The organism is Streptomyces sp. CA-288835 (assembly GCF_050936385.1).
In the GTDB taxonomy this organism is placed as follows: domain Bacteria; phylum Actinomycetota; class Actinomycetes; order Streptomycetales; family Streptomycetaceae; genus Streptomyces.
In genome coordinates this window covers 2,588,405-2,608,456 of the sequence record NZ_JBNJMW010000001.1, presented here as the reverse complement: position 1 = coordinate 2,608,456, position 20,052 = coordinate 2,588,405, and the positions used below count along the sequence as shown (strand labels likewise).

Here is a 20,052-nt window from a genome sequence, read left to right as displayed (position 1 = left end):
GGTCACCGATGCAGCCTTTGCCCACCCGGTTCACGGCGTGCTTCTCTGACCCAGGAAGCCACCGGAATCGGGGAGGACACGATCATGAGCGGTCACAGTCACAGCCACGGCGCAGGCGGTCACGCGGGAGGCCGGCACCGGTGGCGGCTGGCGGTGTCCTTCGGCTTGATCGGCTCCTACTTCCTGGTGGAGCTGGCCTATGGGCTGCTGTCGGGCTCGCTGGCCCTGCTGTCGGACGCCGGGCACATGGCCGCCGATGTGGTGGCACTGGGTGCGGCCCTCGTGGCGACCCGCATCGCCACCCGTTCCGACCCCACCGGCCGTCGCACCTACGGCTCCTACCGGGCGGAGGTGTTCGCCTCTTTGCTGTCGGTGCTGCTGATGCTCGGCGTGGCGGTGTACGTGGTCGTCGAGGCGATCGGCCGGATCGGCGCTGACGCGGAGGTGTCGTCCGGTCCGATGCTCGTCGTCGGGGCGATCGGCCTGGTGGTCAATCTGGTGGCGCTGTTCCTGCTGCGTTCGGGGGCGGCCGAGAGCCTGAACGTCAAGGGCGCCTACATGGAGGTGGTGGCCGACACCGCGGGCTCGGTGGGGGTGATCGTGGCCGGCTGGCTGGTGGCCGCGACCGGGCAGCCCGTCTGGGACACCGTGGTGGCTCTCGCCATCGGCGTCTTCGTGGCCGTGCGTGCCATCGCTCTGGGGCGTGAGGTCCTGGCGGTTCTCGGGCAGCAGGCACCGGCAGGCATGGAACCGGCTGCCGTGGCCGACGATCTGGCAGCCGTCGACGGCGTACGGGACGTGCACGACCTGCACCTGTGGACACTGACCTCCGGCATGCACGTGGCCACCGCCCACCTGGTCACCGACGACCACACCGATGGCCACGACGTGCTGGACCGGGCCGGCGATCTGCTGCGCGAGCGCCACGGTGTCGCTCACGCGACCTTGCAGGTCGAACCGGTCGGGCACGTCGGTTGCGACAAGCTCGGCTGGTAGGGCCCCGCGGAGGGCTTGTGGTCGGGTGCCGGGTGCCGGGTGCCGGGTGCCGGGTGCCGGGTGCCGGGCGGCGGGCGAGGGCGGCTCCGGGCGCGGCCGGGAATACAGGGTTTCCTGAATTCAGGAATCCGTGTACCGTCGAAGAGTGCTGACCATCGCCTCCGACATCGACGCCCTGGCCCGCTTCGGCCGCGCGCTCGCCGACCCGATCCGCTGCCGCATCCTGCTCGCACTCCGGGAGGCCTCCGCGCACCCGGCGGACCTGGCCGACCGGCTGGAGATCTCGCGCACCCGGCTCTCGAACCACCTCGCCTGTCTGCGCGACTGCGGCATCGTCGTCGCCGTCCCAGAAGGGCGACGCGTGCGCTACGAGCTGGCCGACGTCCGCCTTGGCCACGCGCTGGACGACCTGCGCGGCGCGGTCCTCGCCGTCGAGGCCGACCGTACCTGCCCGGACGCCGAAGAGGAGGGCTGCTGCTGATGACCACGTCCATCACCCTCGGGCCCGCGCCGACCCGACGGGCCCAACTGGCCCGGCGCATACGCCTGCTGGTCGCGGCCACCATCACGTACAACGTCATCGAGGCGATCGTCGCCATCACCGCCGGCACCCTCGCCTCCTCCACCGCCCTGATCGGCTTCGGCCTGGACTCGGTCATCGAGGTCTCCTCGGCGGCGGCCGTGGCCTGGCAGTTCTCCGCTGCGGACCACGCCATTCGCGAGGCCCGCGAGAAGACCGCGCTGCGCATCATCGCGCTGTCCTTCTTCGCCCTCGCCGCGTACGTCACCGTCGACTCCGTCCGCGCCCTGACCGGCACCGGCGAAGCCCAGCACTCCACCCCGGGCATTGTGCTGGCCGCCCTCTCCCTGGCGGTCATGCCGTTCCTGTCCGCCGCCCAGCGCCGCGCGGGACGCGAACTGGGCTCCGCCTCCGCCGTGGCCGACTCCCGGCAGACCCTGCTGTGCACCTACCTGTCGGCCGTCCTCCTCGTAGGCCTGCTCGCCAACTCTCTCCTCGGCTGGACCTGGGCCGATCCCATCGCCGCCCTCGTCATCGCAGCCATTGCGGTCAAGGAAGGCCGAGGGGCCTGGCGCGGCGAAAACTGCTGCGCGGTGCCCATCCGAGGTATCAACGAGTCCGAGGAACAGGACAGTTGCGGCTGCGGCCCGGGCTGCTCGTGCTGCGCCCCGGCGAAGGAGGCGGGTCCCCGGTGACCGGCTGGGCCTGGGCAGCCCTGGCGCTGTACGGGATCTGGCTGCTCTCCGCCTTCGGCGTACGCACACTCATCCAGCGCCGTCGCACCGGCGACTCGGGCTTCCGCGGCCTGTCGGGCACTCCCGGTTCGGCCTCCTGGTGGGCCGGAGTCCTGTTCGTCGTCGCTCTCCTCGGCGCCGCCGCCGCACCGGCCGCGACCCTGGCGGGCCTGCCGGTCCTCGTCAACGAGGCCCCCGCCGTGCACGGGCCCGGCGCGGTGATCGCCCTGCTCGGCGTCGCGGGCACGTTGGTCGCCCAGAGGGCCATGGGAGCGTCGTGGCGCGTGGGCGTGGACCAGGCCGAGCACACCACCCTCGTCCGCGGCGGCCCCTTCGCTCACGTCCGCAACCCGATCTTCACCGCCATGGCCGTCACCGGTCTCGGACTCACCCTGATGGTGCCGAATGCCCCGGCGCTCGCCTCCCTCACCGCCCTGGTGATCGCCGTCGAACTGCAGGTACGCGTGGTGGAGGAGCCCTACCTCAGGGCGGTACACGGCCCTGCCTACCTCGACTACGCGGCAACCGCGGGCCGCTTCCTCCCCGGCATCGGACGGCTGCGGGCCGAGGCCACGAAGGACGCCCCGTAGCCGCAGCAGTACGTCAGGGCCGGGCGAGCAGCCGTACGCGCCAGTGCGCGTGATGGTCCCCAAGGCAAGGCGCGCAGACCCTCGGTCGCCCTCCTTTCCTCAGCCCCGCAGCCGCGGGCGGGCCGGCACCGCCCTGGTAGCCGGGGGATCGGGAACCCCCGGCCACCAGGGCTCGACGGACGGCCGTATCAACGCGGCGCCGAACCGCGCTCCTTGAGCATGTCGGCCATGAGCCTCATCTCCGACTGCTGGCCCTCGACCATCCCCTGCGCCAGTTGCCGCTCCTGGGAGACCTCGCACTGCTCGGCGCAGGCGCGGGCCATGGTGACGCCGCCCCTGTGGTGGTCGGTCAGCAACTGGAGGTAGAGGACCTCGGCGTCCTTGCCCTGAGCCTTGCCGAGCTGGTCGAGTTCGGCATCCGTGGCCATGCCGGGCATGAGGGAGCCGCCCTTCGACTCGTGGCCCATGTGGCCATCACCCTTCATCCAGGCCATGTAGCCGTCGGCGGACGTCTTCGGCAGGCCCCACAGGTCGAGCCAGCCGATCAGCATGCCGCGCTGGTTGGCCTGGGTCTGCGCGATGTCGTACGCGAGGCGGCGCACGTCCTCGTCGTCGGTGCGGTCGCGGATGATGAAGGACATCTCGACGGCCTGCTGGTGGTGGACGGCCATGTCGCGGGCGAAGCCCGCGTCGGAGGAGGCGGTGGTGGGCACGTCGGACGTGTCCTCGCCACCGGGAGCGGCCACCAGCCAGAACACCAGCCCCAGGGCGACGAGAACCGCCACCGCGGCGACGGCCCATGGGACGGGGGAGGGCTGGCGGACGGGTGCGTCGTCGGAAGCGGTCACGTCCGGTTCCGTCACAGTCGTATCGCTCATCAGACGGTGAGGCCTCCTGCGCAGGCGGCGCCGGGTTCGGGGGTCTGTGAGCCCTGGACGTACTTGGACAAGAACTGCTCGACCCTGGGGTCGGAAGCCTTGTCCACGCTGAGCTGCGTGCCCCAGGCCGACAGCATGATGGTGCCGGACTGGTCCTCGCTCGGGCTCATCAGCGTGTACGGGGTGCTGGAGACCTTGTCGCTCAGTGCCTTGACGTCGGCGTCGGCGGCCTTGTCGTTGTACGTGATCCAGACCGCGCCGTGCTCGAGCGAGTGGACGGCGTTCTCCTTGGTGATGGGCTTGGTGTAGACGGTGCCGTCGCAGGTCATCCACGCCTGATTGTGGTCGCCTCCGACGGGCGGGTTCATCGGGTAGTCGACGGCGCCCTGGACGTGGTTCTGGCCGAGCTTCTTCTTGTCCCAGGTCTTCTCGCCGCGCACGGGCTTCTTCTTCGCGGCGGCCTGCTGCTCGTCCTTCTCGTTGGCGCTGTTGAGGGCGTACCCGCCCCACCCGACCAGCCCGGCGACGATGACCGTGCTGAGGGTGATGGTGATGATGCGGTTACGGCGCTCGCGGGCCTTCTCGGCGCGGCGCATCTCCTCTATCTTGGCCCGCCGCGCCTCGGCGGCCGCCTTCTTGCTCGTCTTGCTCATGGCTGTGTGTTCCTCGTCCCCGCCGCGCGGTGTCGTCGCGCGGCGGTGGGTGCAGGTGTGGGAGTCGATGGGCGGAAGCCGGCTGCCCGTGCGCGAGCGCGCACGGCGCCGGGCATCCGTCTAGGTCCGTTGCACCTGGAGGACGTGGAGGTCGGGAGCGTGACAGGTCGGCGCGGGTCCCGGGGAGCGTGAGGCGGTGTCCGGCAGCCGGGGAAGGTCCGGCATTCGGGACAGGACCGCTGGGAGGGGCTGGGCGGGAGTGGCGAGGACGGCTCGCAGACTCTCGGTGGCCCGGCGGCAGCACGCATCGCCGGGCAGGCAGTCGGACGAGTGCGCGGCTGTGGTCCCGTGATGTCCTGCCGGTGCGCCCGCCGGGATCGCAGCGGCGGACACGGTGGTCATGGAGGCGATGGCCGGGGCGCTCTGGCCGTGGGCCGTGACCCCCAGACAGATCGCCAGCGCTGCGAGCAGCACGGACACGGCAGGGCAGAACGCCGCGACCCGCGTAGTCCACCGCGTTCCGCGGGCCGTGTGCTGTCTCCGGCTCTCCATCACAGGTGATGTTAGGCGGTTCCTGTGGAGGAGTCGGCGCGTTCGCCTGGACGCTCAGCGGCGCACGAGAAACAGCATTCTCAGCAGGGGTTCCGTCGAGTCGTGGAGGAGGGTAAGGCGGCTGGAGTCCAGGGCGAGGTCACGCGGACGCCGGGTGGGGACTAGCGTCGTGGGTGTCGTCAGGGCGTACCCGGTGGTGGCGCCCTGTGAGAGTGGCGACCGATGGTCAGGATCACCCAGCAGCAATTCCCAGGGAGTACAAAAAATGGCGAAGATCCTTTTCGTGATGACCGGCGCCGATCAGTGGACGCTGGCCGACGGGAGCACGCATCCCACCGGGTTCTGGGCCGAGGAGGCCACCGTCCCCTACGAGGCGTTCAAGGCTTCCGGGCACGAGGTGACCGTGGCCACGCCCGGTGGTGTCGTGCCGCCCGTCGATCGCGCCAGCCTGAGCCCCGAGGTCAACGGGGGTGCGGAGAACGCGGCGGCGGTTCGGGGTGTCGTGGAGGGCGCCGCCGAGTTCCGTAGTCCGGTCGCGGTGGCCGATGTGCGTCTCGATGACTTCGACGCGGTGTACGTTCCCGGCGGGCACGGGCCGATGGAGGATCTGGCGGTCGACGCCGACTCCGGGCGTCTGCTCGCCCGGGCGGTGGAGAGCGGCATGCTGGTGGGCGTGGTGTGCCACGGGCCTGCCGCGTTGCTGGCCGCGACGAAGGATGACGGTGCCAACGCGTACGCCGGTTACCGGGTCACCGCCTTCACCAACGCCGAGGAGCGGCTGGCCGGCACCGCGGAGAAGGCCAAGTGGCTGCTCCAGGACCGGCTCATCGAGGCCGGGCTGAAGGTCGAGGTCGGTGAGCCTTGGGCGCCGCACATCGAGGCCGACCGGAACGTCGTCACCGGGCAGAACCCCGCCTCCTCCGGCACGCTCGCGGCCGAGCTGCTCAAGAGGCTCGGCTGAGCCGAACAGGGCCGGCCAAGGCCGACCACGACCAACGCACCGTACATACAGGGAAGTTGACGTCATGACCGACCAGCTCACCGTGGGCGTCCTGGGCACCGGGATCATGGGTGCCGCGATGGCCCGTAACCTCGTCAAAGCCGGGCACACCGTACGTGTCTGGAATCGTACCCGCGCCAAGGCCGAGCCCCTCGCGGGCGACGGGGCGCAGATCGCCGGTACTCCCGCCGAGGCGGTGACCGGTGCCGATGTCGTCCTGACCATGCTGTACGACGGGCCGGCCGCCCTGGAGGTCATGCGCGAGGCCGCGCCCGCGCTGCGTCCGGGCATGGCGTGGGTGCAGTCCACCACCGCCGGGATCGAGGGCGTCGGTGAGCTGGCCGGTTTCGCCCGCGCCCACGAGCTGGTCTTCTACGATGCGCCCGTGCTGGGCACCCGGCAGCCCGCCGAGGCCGGCCAGTTGCAGGTTCTGGCCGCGGGGCCGGTCGAGGGCCGGGACGCGGTGACTCCCGTTTTCGACGCGGTGGGCGCCCGTACGGTGTGGACCGGTGAGGACGGCGCGGCCGGCAGCGCGACCCGGCTGAAGCTGGTGGCGAACAGCTGGGTTCTCGCGGCGACGGCGGCGACCGGGGAGGTACTCGCGCTGTCCCAGGCGCTGGGTGTGGACCCGCAGAGTTTCTTCGACGTCATCGACGGCGGCCCGCTCGACATGGGATATCTGCGGGCCAAGGCCGGGCTCATCCTGGGCGGTCAGCTCTCCCCGGCCGCGTTCGCGGTGGCGACCGCCGCCAAGGATGCCCGGCTGATCGTCGAGGCGGGCGAGCAGCACGGCGTACGCCTCGACGTCGCCGCCGCAAGCGCCGCCCGCATGCAACGCGCCGCCGCCCAGGGCCACGCCGACGAGGACATGGCGGCCGCGTACTTCGCCAGCTTCGACGCCGACTCCGAACCGTCTGTCGCACCCGGCGAGGGCTCGTCTGCCTGAGGGCGCGTACCGTCGCGTGCGGCGCCGGGTCCGACCCGGTTTCGCACGCGATGCCGCGTCCGGCGAGGACGGTCCACTTGAGGCCGCGTACCGCCGCGTGCGGCGCCGGCTCCGAACCCCCGATCCCGACGAGGACGCGTCCACCTGAGGCCGCGAATTGCCGCGTGCGGCGCCGACTCCGAACCCGCTCTCGAACCCGACCCCGCACCCGGCGAGGACCCATCCACCTGAGTCCGCGTACAACCGCGTACTCAGGCCCCGGAGCCGTACCCAATCCCCATCACGCCCCCCGTCACCCCGCCACCGGAACCCCCTTCGTCCGGAACACCTTCCGTTCCGCGTCCACCGCGAACACCTCGCAACCCTCCCGCGCGGCGGCCCAGTCGATGCCCTCTGGGCCCATCGCGAAGGCCGCCGTTGCCGTGGCGTCCGCTTCTGTGAGGGAGGGGGCCACGACCGTCACACTCAGGAGGCCCGTGGCCGGGAGGCCGGTGCGGCCGTCGAGGATGTGGTCGCCTCGTTCGTAGCGGGCGGAGGTGGCCACGGCGTGGTCCGTTACGTCCAGGATCGTGCACAGCTTGTCGGGCTGTTCGGGGTGTCGTACGCCCACTCGCCATGGGCCGCCGGCCGCGACCACGTCGCCGCCGGCGTTCAGGCAGAAGCGGGACGCGCCGGTCGCCGTCACCAGGTCCGCCGCCCGCTGTACCGCCCAGCCCTTGACCATGGCGCAGGGATCGAGGCCGCGACCGGGCAGCCGTACGTCGAAGGCGCCCCCGGTCGCGACCCGGTACCGCTCGCACAGGTCGAGGATCTCCGCCAACTCCGGGCTCACCTCGCTCAGTTCGAGCTCACCCCGGTCGAGCCGCGACACCTCGCTGTCGGGCTTGAAGGGGCTGAACCTTTCGTCGACCTCGCGCAGCCAGGCGAAGGCCCGGTCCGCGGCCTCGGCGGCGTTCCCTTCTCCCTCGTCCATCCGTACGGAGATCGGGAACCCCATGATGTGCTCGACCCGGCGCACGCGCAGCCCCTCAGCCCTTCGCGTCGATCGCGGCCTGGAGGGACGTGACGTAGCCCTCGCTGGTGATCGTGGCGCCGGACACCGTGTCGATGTCGGCGCTCTGCGCCTCGAGCGTCTCCTCGATCAGCTTCGGCACGGCGGCCTCGGTCTGCGGATGGTTCGGCTGCTGCAGCATCCGTACGGAGCTGATCGTGTCGCCCTCGAAGGTCACCTCGACCTGCACAGGGCCCTTCTCGGTGTTGAGCGTCGACCCCGCGATGACCTGGTTCGACGTGCCCGAGCCGGAGGACCCCGAAGAGCCCGAGCCCGACGAAGCAGACGCGGAAGGCGCCGGTGCCGCGACCTCGGTGCTCGACGACGCGGTGTCGGTCGACGGTGCGTAACGCCAGACCGGGATCAGGGCCGCGGCGCTCAGGACCAGGACAGGTAGTGCTCGTTTCATGGTGTGGTCCCTCTTATCCGGCCAGGCTGAAGCGTTCGAAGTGGATCTGCTGCTTGGGCACGTCCAGGTCGCGCAGGGTGCGCAGGACGGCGCCGGTCATGCCGGGCGGGCCGCAGACGTAGACGTCCCGGTCGGTGATGTCGGGGACGAGCCGGGTCAGTTCGGTCGCCGACAGCTTGTCCGGCGTGGCCGGGCCGCTGACCAGGAACAGGTGGGCGCCCTTGGCGTGGGCCAGTTCGCGCAGCTCGTCGTAGAGCACCGCGTCCTGGTCCGTGGCCACCCGGTAGATGACGGCGGCGTGGCCGTGCAGGTCCTCCAGCAGGGCCCGGATCGGGGTGACGCCGACGCCGCCCGCGATGAGCAGGGCGTCGGGCCGGGTGCGGTGCATCGTGGTGAAGGCGCCGTAAGGGCCCTCGGCGAACACCCGCGTGCCGACCTTCATATGCCGAAGCGCCTTCGTGCCGTCGCCGGCCGCCTTCGCGGTCAGCCTGAGGCTCCGGCCGTCGGGGGCGGCGGACAGCGAGAAGGGGTTGGCCTGCCACCAGCGGCCCTTGGTCATGAACCGCCACAGGAAGAACTGGCCGGCCCGCGCGGGCAGCCGGTCCAGATCGCGGCCGGTGATGTAGACCGACACGACGTTGTCGGACTCGGGGACGACGGCCGAGACGCGCAGCTGGTGCCGCCAGTTGCGCCACAGCGGCAGTACGAGCCGGCCCACGAAGACCGAGCCGAGCGCGACACCCCACAGCGCGTACCAGTACGCCGTGGCCGTCGAGTTCGTCGCAAAGGTCGTGCCGGCCGCGACCTGGTGCGTGAACGCCAGCACCACCGCGACGTATGTGTAGAGGTGGATGAAGTGCCAGGTCTCGTACGCCAGCCGACGCCGGGCCCAGCGTGCCGAGACCGCGCCGATGACGATGATCAGCCCCAGGGCGACGATCGCGCGCAGCACGCCCTCGACGGTCTCGGCGAGGTCCACGAGCTGACTCACCGGGTCCATCGACGAGGACTGCGCATAGCCGAAGGTGATGAACACGCCATGCCCCAGCAGCGACCACAGGAGGCCGAAACCGACCCAGCGGTGCCAGGAGGTCAGCCGGTCCATGCCGATCCGGTGGTCGAGCCACGGCAGCCGGGCCACGAGCAGCAGCTGGAAGGCCATCAGGAGGGCGGCGTACAGGCCGGTCAGCCGCCCCAGGACGATGAGGGCGTTCGAGTTGAAGCCGGCCTGGATGAAGAACGCGGTCACCACGGCGAGGTTCGCGGCCAGCAGGGCGTACAGGCCGGTGCGGGCCACCACCTTGGGGCGTATCGCCGGTGTGGGGGGTCTGACGTGTTGGACAGTCGTCACGGGACGGCAACTCCTCGATCAGTGATCCGGGGATACCGAGCCTGCCTGGTGGGAGCTGTCGTTTAGCTGTCTGACAACTTTCAAGTTTTTATCGATGTGAGTCTTAGAGAGCGGACGGCTATGGCGTCAGGAGCCATGTGAAGCACTATGAGCGAGTGGAAAAAGTACGTCTTCTCGTGGTGGACGACGATCCGCCCATCGCCGACCTGGTCGCCACCGTCGCCCGCTATGAGGGCTGGGACGCGGTCACCGCGTACTCCGGTGAGGAGGCGCTGCGTCAGGCCACGGAGTTCCACCCCGACATCGTGGTGCTCGACCTGATGCTCCCCGACCTGGACGGATTCGGTGTCCTGGACCGGCTCCGGCTGTCCGGGACGATGGTGCCGGTCGTGTTCCTCACGGCCCGCGACGGCGTCGCCGACCGGATCGCGGGCCTCACCCGGGGCGGTGACGACTACCTGGTCAAACCGTTCGCGGTGGAGGAGCTCATGGCCCGGCTGCGCACCGTACTGCGCCGCAGCGCGGGACCCGGCTTCCAGCGCTCCGTGCTCCAGGTCGCCGACCTGACGATGGACGAGGACACCCGCGAGGTGCGGCGCGGCGAGAAGCTGCTGACGCTCACCCCGACCGAGTACGAGGTGCTCCGCTATCTGATGCGCAAGTCGCCGACCGTGCTGACCAAGGCGCAGATACTCGACCACGTCTGGGAGTACGGCTTCGGAGGCCGCTCCAACGTGGTGGAGCTGGTCGTCAGCCGGTTGCGCCGCAAGCTCGACGGGCCTGACGAGGGCGTCGACGGCCGGACTCCGCTGATCCACACCGTGCGGGGCGTCGGGTATGTGGTGCGGCAGGTCGCCGAGTGATCGGCCGGCTGAAGTGTGGCTATCGCAGGATGCGCCTGGGTACCCGGCTCGCGCTGGGTCTGGGTGTGCTGTCCCTGATGGTGTTCGCGGTCGTCGGTACGGCGCTGACGACGTACATGCGGGACTACCTGTCGACGCAGCTCGACGAACAGCTGGCGCAGGGACAGATCGCCCAGTCCAAGAACATCGAGGAACACGGCACGCTCACGGGAAAGAAGTACTACAGCTGGTTCTACGCCGTGTACGACGTGTCGGGCGGCAAACCCGTGCTCCGCAAGCCCGAGGACCCCGGTGACCTGCCGAAGGACGTCGGCAGCTTCACCGCGGTGGCCCGCGCGCAGATGTCCTCGGAGAAGGAGGTCCTGCGCACCGACGATCTCGAGGGCAAGGGCAGCTACCGGCTGCGCGCCTGCGAGTTCGAGCCCGGCACCATCCTGGTCAGCGCCGCGCCCATGCACGGCATCGACGACACGGTGGGCCGGCTGGTCCTGATCCAGGCCGTCGCCTTCGGGCTCGCGCTTCTCGCGCTCGTGGTGTCGGGCCGGGGGATGCTGCGGCGCGGTCTGAAGCCGCTGAGCGACATAGCGCACACGGCCCGCGGCATCACCTCGCACGACCTGACGGACTCGGCACGGCTCCCGGTACGCCACGACGGGCGCAGCGGCGGCCCCGAGGTCGAGGAGCTGCGCACCGCGTTCAACACGATGCTGGAGCACATCGACGACTCGCTCGCCGTCCGCACGGAGGCCGAAAAGCGGCTGCGCCGTTTCGTCGCGGACGCCTCGCACGAGCTGCGTACGCCCCTGATGTCGGTCCGCGGCTACGCCGACCTGTTTCAGTACGCGGCGGCCAACGATCCCGAGGAGCGCGACAAGCACCTGGCCCGGCTGCGGACCGAGGCCGCGCGGATGGGCGTACTGCTGGACGACCTGCTGCTGCTCGCCCGCCTGGACGCCGCCGATGTGGAGGCGCCGCTGCGGCTGGAAGAGGTGGACCTGGTGGAGCTGGTGCAGCAGGCGGCGGACGCCTTCCGCGCGGGCCGGACGGACCACCCGATGACCGTCACGGCCGGTCCCGACCCGGTCAGGCTGCGGCTCGACCCGCTGCGCATCCGGCAGGTGCTGGACAACCTGCTGTCCAACGCCGCCGTGCACACCCCGGCCGGTACGAAGGTGTCGGCCGAGGTGTGCGTCGAGTCCGGCATGGCGGTCGTACGGGTCACCGACGCCGGACCGGGCATCCCGGCCGCCGACCAGCACCGGGTCTTCGACCGCTTCTACCGCGTCGACAAGGCCCGCAGCCGCGACCGGGGCGGCAGCGGCCTCGGCCTCGCGGTCGCGCGCTCACTGGCCCGCGCCCACGGCGGCACCCTCGATCTGACCAGCTGCCCGGGCTCGACGACGTTCACGATCAGGCTGCCGCTCGGGCGGACGACCGGAGAGTAAACGAAATCGTTGACAATCTTGTTCGCCTAGATTTACGGTCGACAGGCACTCACTCAGGGAGAGACCGTGGCGAACGAGGCCAGGCCGAGCAGCGGAGAGCAGGCCAAACAGCACGCGCTGGCGCGGCTGCGGCAGGCGATCCTGCGCGGCGAGATGTCACCGGCCCAGCGGCTGGTGGAGAACGAACTCGCCGAGCAGTTCGGTGTGACACGGGCCAGTGTGCGCGCGGCACTGATCGATCTGGCGGCCGAAGGTCTGGTCGAGCGGATCCCCAACCGCGGCTCACGGGTCCGCCTGGTCACGGTCGAGGAAGCGGTCGCCATCACCGAGTGCCGCATGGTCCTCGAAGGGCTGTGCGCGGCCAAGGCCGCCGCCGTGGCCACCGACGACCAGCTGACCGAACTGGCCGACCTCGGCACGGCGATGAGCAAGGCCGTCGCCGACGGCGAACCGATGACCTACTCCGGGCTCAACCAGGAACTGCACGCCAAGATCCGCCAGTTCTCCGGCCAGCAGGTCGCCGGGGAACTCCTGGACCGGCTCAACGCCCAACTCGTGCGCCACCGCTTCCAGTTGGCGCTGCGCCCCGGACGCCCCCAGCAGTCCGTGAACGAACACCTGGCCATGATCGAGGCCATCAGGTCCCGAGACGCCCAGGCCGCCGACGCGGCCGCCCGCGCCCACCTCGCGAGCGTGATCGACGCGCTACGTGAGGGAGATTGACGGCGATGACGACCGGCGGGCCCGAGGAGGTGCGCTGCATGCTGATGCGCGGCGGCACCTCCAAGGGCGCGTACTTCCTCGCCGGGGACCTTCCCTCCCAACCCGCCGTACGCGACGACCTGTTGCTGCGCGTCATGGGCAGCCCCGATCCACGCCAGATCGACGGGCTCGGCGGTGCGCACCCCCTGACCAGCAAGGTGGCCGTGGTGTCGGCCTCTGCCGACCCCGCCGCGGACGTCGACTACCTGTTTCTCCAGGTCGGCGTCGAGACCGGCGAGGTGTCCGACCGTCAGAACTGCGGCAACCTCCTTGCCGGTGTCGGCCCCTTCGCCGTCGAGCGCGGGCTCGTCGCCCCCGCGGACGACGAGACGTCCGTACGGATCCGCATGCTCAACACCGGGGGACTGGCCACCGCGACCTTCCCCACCCTTCGTGGACGTGTCGACTACACCGGCTCCGCCGAGATCTCCGGCGTGCCGGGCACCGCCGCTCCCGTGGTCCTCGAATTCCCGCCGGACGGAAGCCCGTTGCTGCCCACCGGCAAGGTGCGCGACACCCTCACCGACATCCCGGTGACCTGCGTGGACAACGGCATGCCGACCGTACTGATCGCCGCCTCCTCCCTGAAGATCACCGGCTACGAGGACCCGGAGGACCTGGAGAAGGACCAGGCCCTCGCCGACCGGCTCCGTGAAATCCGCCTGGCGGCAGGCCAGTTGATGGGCCTCGGCGAGGTCGAGGGCAGCACCGTGCCCAAGCTCAGCCTGCTGGCCCGGCCCATACACGGCGGCGCGGTGATGACCCGCACCTTCCTCCCGGTCCGCTGCCACGCGTCCATCGGCGTCCTGGCCGCCGCGAGTGTCGCCGCCGGGCTGCGGATCGAGGGCGGCGTAGGCCAGGACGTGGCCGAACTCCCGGTGGCGGGGGAGCGGTTGCGCATCGAGCACCCCACCGGGTTCCTCGACATCGAGGCCGGCGTCGACGTCGACGGCCCTCGCCCGGTGGCCCGCCGGACCGCTGTCGTACGTACCGCACGGAAGATCTTCGACGGCACCGTCTTCGCTCGCCCGGCAGGCACCGCGTCCCCTTCCTGAACAACTCCCTTTCCAAGGAGCCCCGATGACACCGCCCCTCGGAGACATCGCCCACCTAGGCCACGTCGAACTCCTGACCCCCGACCTGGACCGCAGCCTGGCCTTCTTCACCGACTACCTCGGCCTGACGATCAACGGCGAACGCGGCGACTCCGTCTACCTCCGCACCTGGGACGACTACGAGCACCACAGTCTGGTCCTCACCGCCCACGAGACCTCCGGAATCCGCCGCACCGCACTGCGCACCTCCAGCGAGGAGGCCCTGCAACGCAGGGTCAAGGAGCTGGCGTCCGCCAGCCACGAGGGCAACTGGACCGAGGACGAACCCGGCCTCGGCCCGCTCTACATCACCACCGACCCGGACGGCCACGAGATCGCCCTGTACTGGGAGTCCGAGTGGTACCAGGCCCCGGAGGCGCTCAAGCCGGGCCTGAAGAACCAGCCCCAGGCCAAGCCGGGCCACGGCGTGGCCGTTCGCCGCCTCGACCACGTCAACTACCTCGCCGCCGACGTCGCCGCGAACGCCGACTTCCAGCAACACGTCCTCGGCGCCCGCCCGACCGAGCAGATCCGGCTCGACAGCGGCAGGATCGCCGCGCAGTGGCTGACGTTCACCAACAAGTCGTACGACGTCGTCTACACCGAGGACTGGACCGGCTCCCGCGGCCGGCTGCACCACATCGCGTTCGCCACCGACACCCGCGAGGACATCCTCCGCGCCGCCGATCTCGCCCTGGACACGGGCGTGTTCATCGAGACGGGCCCGCACAAGCACGCCATCCAGCAGACGTTCTTCCTGTACGTATACGAGCCGGGCGGCAACCGCGTCGAACTGTGCAACCCGCTCACCCGCCTCGTCCTGGCCCCCGACTGGCCCCTGATCACCTGGACCGAGGAAGAGCGCAAGAAGGGCCAGGCCTGGGGCCTGAAGACCATCGAGTCCTTCCACACGCACGGCACCCCACCGGTCGAGTAACTCCCCACGCTCTCCTACGCGTTGACGGCCCGCCGCACATGGTCCGCCATCAGCGCGTAGACCGGCCGGGCGGCCTCGGCGTCCCTGAGGTCGTAGCCGTGGTCGGCCTTGAGTACGACGTGGTGCTCGGCCAGCGCCCCTGCCTTGTACAGCCGCCCGGCGTACAGCTCGCTCTCGGCTCGCAGGAGGTCGTACTCCGCGGTGATGACGAGCGCCGGGGCGATGCCCGTGAGGTCGGCGGTGTCCGCCGGGTTGGCCGGAGAGACCAGGCGGTCGGTGCGCTGGGCCGGGTCCGGCACGTACGCGTTGTCGAAGATCTCGGCCATCCACGGGCGCAAGGCCGGCTTGGGGATGTGGGCCTTCTTGTCCTTGGCGCTCGTCGCGAGGTCCAGCGGCGGATAGTGGAGGACCTGGAGCGCGATCGCGGGCCCGCCCGCCCCGAGGGCCTGACGTGCCACCGCCGCCGCGAGACCGCCGCCGGCGCTCTGCCCGCCCACGGTGAGACGGCTGCCGTCCCAGCCGTGTTCGGCGCCGTGCGCGGCCACCCAGCGGACGACCTCGTACGCCTGCTTCGGCGCGGCGGGGAACGGATGCTGCGGCGCGACGACGTAATCCACGTTGATCACGACCACGCCCGCCTCCGCGGCGAGGTAACGACACAGCGCGTCGTCCATCTCCGCCCCCGGCAGCACATATCCGCCGCCGTGGAAGTTGACGTGGACCGGCGGGAGTACGCCACCCTCGACCTTGGGCATGTACACCACGACCGGGGCCGGAGCTATGGACGTCGGTACCGTCAACTCGCGGACGTCGCGCGGAAACTCGGGAAGCCGCGCACGCCACGAGGCCGCGGAACCCCGCCCGCTGGACCGCCCGATCGCGAGGCCGAGCAGACGCTGCATGAGCTTCGCGGCGAAGGAGGCCACCGCCGGCCTGGCCAAGAGGGACATACGGCTCCGTTCCAGGACTGTTTCTCGTCGAGTTCTTGTCGAGGTCAATCATCAGGTTTCCTGGCGATTGACGGGTGGGGGCGATAGTAGCCGTGGATGCCGTGGAACGACATCGCCGGGGACCGGTCCCGTATGCCCGCGGGCACACTGGCGCCGGGGTGCGCGGCGGAGGGGGACGCGCACCCCACCCGACCTACTCCCCGACACCGAGAACACAGATGGAGGCCACCATGGACCAGCTCGCGAGTCTGGCGCGCGGTGTCGCCGAAGCCAGTCCAGGCACCCTGCACGCACGCTCACTGACCGGCGGTATCAGGGTCCCGCCCCGACCGGGCCTGACGATCCGCTTCGGCCGCGGTGAGGAAACGGACGTGGACCTCGCGGTGGGCGAGGACGACCTGCGGGTCAGCCGCCGGCACGGCGAACTCACGTACCGCGCGAGCCAATGGTGGCTGCGCAACACCGGACAGCAGCTCGTCCGCCTGCCGCAGGGGCGCCTGATGCACACCAGCACCGAACCCATCCCGCTCACCCCCGGCTACACCCCGCTGTTCGTGCGGGGCTCGGGATACCGGGAACACTTGGTGGAGCTGTATGTGACGGGCCACGACGCCCCCGGCCTCGTACCGCGCCGCCAGGCGAGCACCGTGAAGCCGCACATCTGGCCGCTCTCCCCGGAGGAGCGGCTGCTGCTGGTCGTGATCGGCCAGCACTACCTGCTGTACGAGGACGGCCCGCGCCCCTTGTCCTACCGTCGGGCCGCCCGCCTGCTGGAGTGCCTGCGCCCGGACGACCACTGGACCGAACGCCGCATCGAGCACAAGATCACGGAGGTCCGCAAGCGTCTCCACGACGGCGGCTTCCCCTACCCGCTGATCCACGACAAGGACTCCGGGGCACCCACCGACAACAACCTCCTGCACAACCTCCTCAGGGGGCTGGTCGAATCGACCACCCTCGTCCCGCCGGACCTGGAAATGATCGACTAGACGTACGGAACCGGCACTTGCTGGGCGTAGGCCCAGTCCGCCATTGCAGATGCGAGGCAGCACCGCCTAATCTGGCGCACATGCAGTCCTACACCATCGGGCAGGCGGCCCGGATGCTCGGTGTCAGTGCCGACACCGCGCGCCGCTGGGCGGACGCCGGCCGTATCGCGACGCACCGCGACGAAGGCGGCCGTCGCCTCGTCGACGGGCGTGATCTGGCCGCGTTCTCCGTCGAGCTCGCGCAGAGCGGCACCGGTGAGGAAGAGCACCCGTACACCTCGGCGCGCAACGCGTTCCCCGGCATCGTCACCGCCGTGAAGCTGGGTGATGTCGCGGCCCAGGTCGAGATACAGGCGGGCCCGCACCGCCTGGTCTCCCTGCTGACCCGAGAGGCCGTCGAGGAGCTGGGCCTGGAGGTCGGTATGCAGGCCACCGCCCGCGTGAAGTCGACCAATGTGCACATCGACCGTGCCTGATCAAGCGCTGGGCTCGGCCCCCGGCACCTCCCGCCGCCCTCGCAAGGAGCACCACGGCATGTCCCTCCTCCGCCCAGGGCGCCGCGTCGCCGCCGTATTCACCGCCGCCGCGCTGTTCGGCTCGCTCGCCGCCTGCGGCGACGACGCCAACACCGAGCAGACAGGCGGCAGTTCGGACACGGCCAACCTCACCGTGCTGGCCGCCTCCTCCCTGACCGACGTCTTCAAGAGCGCGGGCGCGGCGTACGAGAAGGAGCACCCGGGTACGAAGCTGACCTTCTCCTTCGCCGGATCCCAGGAACTGGCCGCGCAGGTGAGGCAGGGTGCCCCCGCCGACGTACTCGTCACGGCCGACACCCAGACGATGAACGGGCTGAAGGCCGACATCGGCACGCCGACCGTCATCGCCAAGAACCGCCTGGTCATCGCCGTAGGCGCGGGAAACCCGAACAAGATCGCGGGCCTAGAGGACCTCGCGGACAGCAAGACAAAGGTCGTCCTCGCGGCACCCGAGGTGCCGGTCGGCCGCTACAGCAGGCAGGTCCTGGCCGACCGGAACATCACGGTGAAACCGGTCTCCGAGGAGCCCAACGTCCGCGCCGTGCTCAGCAAGGTCGAACTCGGCGAGGCGGACGCGGGCATGGTCTACAAGACCGACGCGGCCACGGCCCCCGACAAGACCGACGCGATCACCATCCCCGACGACCAGAACGCCATCGCCTCCTACCCCGCCGCCACCCTCAAGGAGTCTCAGCACTCCGCGGCGGCCACGGCCTTCGTGAAGTGGCTGTCCTCGCCGCAGGCCCAGAAGATCCTCCGCACCGCGGGCTTCGAGAAGCCCTGACGATTCGATGAGCCGTAGCCAGTCATGAAAGTCGTACGCCGCGCCGAGCCGGGCCCCGGGACCGGCCGCGCCCGCTCCTCCCGTACTTCCCGTACGCCCCTCACCCTCGCCCTCCCCGCCCTGCTGGCCATCGCCTTCCTGCTCCTCCCGCTGGCCGGCGTCCTCGCCCGTACCGAATGGGGTGAGCTGGGCGGGCATCTGACCAGCCCGGGCACCAGCGAGGCGCTGAAGCTCTCCATCGTCGTCTCGTTCTGGTCGCTGGGCCTGTCGCTCGTGCTCGGTGTTCCGCTGGCCTGGCTGCTGGCGCGCGTACCGTTCCCCGGCAAGGCCCTCGTCCGCTCGCTCGTCCTGCTGCCGATGGTGCTGCCGCCCACCGTCGGCGGCGTCGCGCTGCTGCTCGCCTTCGGGCGGCGTGGGCTGCTCGGGCCCTGGCTGGAGGACACCTTCGGCATCACGCTGCCGTTCCACACCTCGGGCGCGGTCGTGGCCGCCACGTTCGTCTCGATGCCCTTCCTGGTGATCAGCCTCGAAGGGGCGATCGCCGGACTTCGACGCGGTTACGAGGAGACCGCCGCGTCCCTGGGCGCCTCGCCGCTACGGGTGTTCGGCACGGTGACGCTGCCCATGGTGGCCCCCGGCCTGGTCGCCGGAGCCGCACTGACCTGGGCGCGTGCCCTCGGCGAGTTCGGCGCCACCATCACCTTCGCGGGCAACCTTCCGGGCTCGACGCAGACCTTGCCCCTCCAGGTGTACCTGCTGCTCCAGGACAACCCTGAGGCCGCGACCTCCGTCTCGCTGCTGCTGCTCGCCATCGCGATGGCGGTCCTCGTCGCCCTGCGCGGCCGCTTCACGGGCACGCCGGGCAGCGCTCGCCCGCACCCGCCCAAGCCGCCGGCGGAGGAAGGGAGTTCACCCACCGACACCGCCGAACCCCCGGCTTCGTACAAAGAAGTGGACCAGGAACGCTGGTCCCTGCACGCTGAAGTCACCGGCTTCACCCAGCTCGTCCTGGACGCGGACCCCGGCACCACCATCGCCGTCGTCGGCCCCAACGGCGCGGGCAAGACCACCCTGCTGCGAGCCCTGCTCGGCCTGACCCCCCGGGCCCACGCCGCTCTGCGCCTCGGCGACACCGACGTCACCCCGCTGCCCCCGCACCGCAGGGCAGTCGCCTGGGTTCCGCAGGACGGCGCGCTCTTCCCGCACCTGACCGCACTCGCCAACACGGCGTACGGCCCCCGCGCCCACGGCGTCCCGCGCGCCGAGGCCCGTCGCGTCGCGCAGGACTGGCTCGACCGGCTCGCGGTGGGCCACCTCGCGCACCGTAAACCCGCCCAGCTGTCCGGCGGCCAGGCCCAACGCGTCGCTCTGGCAAGGGCCTTGGCCGTACGTCCCCGGCTCCTCCTCCTCGACGAACCGCTCGCCGCGCTCGACCAGACCACCCGCGCCCAGGTACGGCACACCCTGCGCCGCCACCTCGAAGGCTTCGGCGGGGTCTGCCTGATCGTCACCCACGATCCCGTCGAGGCGGTGTCGCTAGCGGACCGCGTGCTCGTACTCGACGAGGGCCGCGCCGTCCAGGACGCCCCGCCCGCCGAAGTCACCCGGCATCCGCGCTCACCGTGGGTGGCCCGCATGCTCGGCCGCAACGCCTGGCCCGGCACGGCGACCGCCGACGGCCTCCAACTCGCCGACGGCGGCGGCCGGTTGGTGATCGCGGACCCACTGCCGACGGGCACCGAAGCCCTCGCGATCATCGCCCCCGAAGCGGTCGGCGTCCACCGGGAGCGGCCCAGCGGCAGCCCCCGCAATGTCTGGCCCGGCACCGTCCGCGAAATCACCGCCACCGGCAGCAGACTCCGCGTCCTCATCACCTCGGACCGGGCACCGGACGTGATCGCGGAGATCACCCCCCAGGCGGCCACCGAACTCGGCCTCGCGGACGGAGTGTCGGTATGGACGAGCATCAAGGCGACGGAGACGACGGTCGTCGCCCTGTGACCCCGGCCAAG

The 20,052-nt window shown here is 70.8% G+C and carries 22 protein-coding genes; 15 read left to right on the top strand and 7 right to left on the bottom strand.

Translation table 11 applies throughout. The annotated features are described in order from the left end of the window. The first annotated feature begins 84 nt into the window (after positions 1-84). The 4 genes from ACQEVY_RS11795 (at position 85) to ACQEVY_RS11780 (ending at position 2,840) form a co-directional block, all read left to right on the top strand. A complete protein-coding gene (locus tag ACQEVY_RS11795; protein ID WP_432947586.1) occupies positions 85-996 on the top strand; it encodes a cation diffusion facilitator family transporter in 912 nt (303 codons plus the stop codon). Positions 997-1,141: 145 nt separating this feature from the next. Continuing rightward, entirely contained in the window at positions 1,142-1,477 is a 336-nt protein-coding gene (locus ACQEVY_RS11790; RefSeq protein ID WP_432947584.1) for an ArsR/SmtB family transcription factor, read from the top strand. Then, positions 1,477-2,211 carry a cation transporter gene (locus tag ACQEVY_RS11785; RefSeq protein ID WP_432947582.1) on the top strand — a complete coding sequence of 245 codons (735 nt, stop codon included), beginning with the start codon at positions 1,477-1,479 and terminating at the stop codon, positions 2,209-2,211. The genes ACQEVY_RS11790 and ACQEVY_RS11785 overlap by 1 nt, the downstream gene beginning before the upstream one ends. Continuing rightward, the gene (locus ACQEVY_RS11780; protein WP_432947580.1) at positions 2,208-2,840 is read left to right on the top strand and encodes a methyltransferase family protein; all 633 of its coding nucleotides are present in this window, start codon (positions 2,208-2,210) and stop codon (positions 2,838-2,840) included. The genes ACQEVY_RS11785 and ACQEVY_RS11780 overlap by 4 nt, the downstream gene beginning before the upstream one ends. 188 nt (positions 2,841-3,028) lie before the next feature. On the opposite strand, the gene ACQEVY_RS11775 is transcribed toward ACQEVY_RS11780, so the two are convergent. From ACQEVY_RS11775 to ACQEVY_RS11765, 3 genes are all read right to left on the bottom strand, one after another. Further along, positions 3,029-3,718, bottom strand: a complete 690-nt coding sequence (locus tag ACQEVY_RS11775; RefSeq protein ID WP_432947578.1) for a DUF305 domain-containing protein — start codon at positions 3,716-3,718, stop codon at positions 3,029-3,031. Next, complete coding sequence (locus tag ACQEVY_RS11770) at positions 3,718-4,371, bottom strand: DUF3105 domain-containing protein (protein ID WP_432947576.1); 654 nt, start codon at positions 4,369-4,371, stop codon at positions 3,718-3,720. Before ACQEVY_RS11770 ends, ACQEVY_RS11775 begins: the two co-directional genes overlap by 1 nt. 120 nt (positions 4,372-4,491) lie before the next feature. After that, positions 4,492-4,923, bottom strand: coding sequence for a hypothetical protein (locus ACQEVY_RS11765; RefSeq protein ID WP_432947574.1), 432 nt, complete (start codon positions 4,921-4,923; stop codon positions 4,492-4,494). A 265-nt stretch (positions 4,924-5,188) separates the two neighbouring features. Between ACQEVY_RS11765 and ACQEVY_RS11760 the strand changes: the two genes are divergently transcribed. Together ACQEVY_RS11760 and ACQEVY_RS11755 are read left to right on the top strand one after the other, a co-directional pair. Next, positions 5,189-5,884 (top strand): type 1 glutamine amidotransferase domain-containing protein, encoded by a 696-nt coding sequence (locus tag ACQEVY_RS11760; protein WP_432947572.1) that lies wholly within the window; start codon positions 5,189-5,191, stop codon positions 5,882-5,884. 64 nt (positions 5,885-5,948) lie between these two features. Next, positions 5,949-6,869 carry an NAD(P)-dependent oxidoreductase gene (locus tag ACQEVY_RS11755; RefSeq protein WP_432947570.1) on the top strand — a complete coding sequence of 307 codons (921 nt, stop codon included), beginning with the start codon at positions 5,949-5,951 and terminating at the stop codon, positions 6,867-6,869. 292 nt (positions 6,870-7,161) lie between these two features. Here the strand turns inward: ACQEVY_RS11755 and ACQEVY_RS11750 are convergent, their stop codons facing one another. From ACQEVY_RS11750 to ACQEVY_RS11740, 3 genes are read right to left on the bottom strand one after another with little or no spacing between them, the layout of a single operon-like run. Then, positions 7,162-7,887, bottom strand: a complete 726-nt coding sequence (locus ACQEVY_RS11750) for an FAD:protein FMN transferase (RefSeq protein WP_432947568.1) — start codon at positions 7,885-7,887, stop codon at positions 7,162-7,164. A gap of 10 nt (positions 7,888-7,897) precedes the next feature. Next, the gene (locus ACQEVY_RS11745) at positions 7,898-8,329 is read right to left on the bottom strand and encodes an FMN-binding protein (RefSeq protein ID WP_432947566.1); all 432 of its coding nucleotides are present in this window, start codon (positions 8,327-8,329) and stop codon (positions 7,898-7,900) included. Positions 8,330-8,342: 13 nt separating this feature from the next. Further along, positions 8,343-9,680: a ferredoxin reductase family protein gene (locus ACQEVY_RS11740; RefSeq protein ID WP_432947564.1), complete on the bottom strand. Its 1,338-nt coding sequence runs from the start codon at positions 9,678-9,680 to the stop codon at positions 8,343-8,345. A gap of 155 nt (positions 9,681-9,835) precedes the next feature. On the opposite strand from ACQEVY_RS11740, the gene ACQEVY_RS11735 reads away from it, so the two are divergent. From ACQEVY_RS11735 to ACQEVY_RS11715, 5 genes are all read left to right on the top strand, one after another. Then, positions 9,836-10,543, top strand: coding sequence for a response regulator transcription factor (locus ACQEVY_RS11735; RefSeq protein ID WP_432947562.1), 708 nt, complete (start codon positions 9,836-9,838; stop codon positions 10,541-10,543). After that, a complete protein-coding gene (locus tag ACQEVY_RS11730) occupies positions 10,540-11,988 on the top strand; it encodes a sensor histidine kinase (RefSeq protein ID WP_432947560.1) in 1,449 nt (482 codons plus the stop codon). Before ACQEVY_RS11735 ends, ACQEVY_RS11730 begins: the two co-directional genes overlap by 4 nt. Before the next feature lie 66 nt (positions 11,989-12,054). Then, complete coding sequence (locus ACQEVY_RS11725) at positions 12,055-12,711, top strand: GntR family transcriptional regulator (protein WP_432947558.1); 657 nt, start codon at positions 12,055-12,057, stop codon at positions 12,709-12,711. 5 nt (positions 12,712-12,716) lie between these two features. Further along, complete coding sequence (locus tag ACQEVY_RS11720; protein ID WP_432947556.1) at positions 12,717-13,805, top strand: 4-oxalomesaconate tautomerase; 1,089 nt, start codon at positions 12,717-12,719, stop codon at positions 13,803-13,805. 25 nt (positions 13,806-13,830) lie between these two features. Beyond that, entirely contained in the window at positions 13,831-14,781 is a 951-nt protein-coding gene (locus ACQEVY_RS11715) for a catechol 2,3-dioxygenase (RefSeq protein WP_432947554.1), read from the top strand. 14 nt (positions 14,782-14,795) lie between these two features. Here the strand turns inward: ACQEVY_RS11715 and ACQEVY_RS11710 are convergent, their stop codons facing one another. Continuing rightward, the gene (locus tag ACQEVY_RS11710) at positions 14,796-15,731 is read right to left on the bottom strand and encodes an alpha/beta hydrolase fold domain-containing protein (RefSeq protein ID WP_432947552.1); all 936 of its coding nucleotides are present in this window, start codon (positions 15,729-15,731) and stop codon (positions 14,796-14,798) included. Positions 15,732-15,961: 230 nt separating this feature from the next. On the opposite strand from ACQEVY_RS11710, the gene ACQEVY_RS11705 reads away from it, so the two are divergent. The 4 genes from ACQEVY_RS11705 (at position 15,962) to ACQEVY_RS11690 (ending at position 20,041) form a co-directional block, all read left to right on the top strand. Beyond that, the gene (locus ACQEVY_RS11705) at positions 15,962-16,720 is read left to right on the top strand and encodes an FHA domain-containing protein (protein ID WP_432947550.1); all 759 of its coding nucleotides are present in this window, start codon (positions 15,962-15,964) and stop codon (positions 16,718-16,720) included. An 80-nt stretch (positions 16,721-16,800) separates the two neighbouring features. After that, on the top strand, positions 16,801-17,196 hold the full coding sequence (locus tag ACQEVY_RS11700) for a TOBE domain-containing protein (protein WP_432947548.1): 396 nt from the start codon (positions 16,801-16,803) through the stop codon (positions 17,194-17,196). A 58-nt stretch (positions 17,197-17,254) separates the two neighbouring features. After that, positions 17,255-18,040 carry a molybdate ABC transporter substrate-binding protein gene (gene modA, locus ACQEVY_RS11695; protein ID WP_432947546.1) on the top strand — a complete coding sequence of 262 codons (786 nt, stop codon included), beginning with the start codon at positions 17,255-17,257 and terminating at the stop codon, positions 18,038-18,040. Between the two features lie 24 nt (positions 18,041-18,064). Next, a complete protein-coding gene (locus tag ACQEVY_RS11690; protein ID WP_432947544.1) occupies positions 18,065-20,041 on the top strand; it encodes an ABC transporter permease in 1,977 nt (658 codons plus the stop codon). The last annotated feature ends 11 nt before the right edge of the window (positions 20,042-20,052 follow it).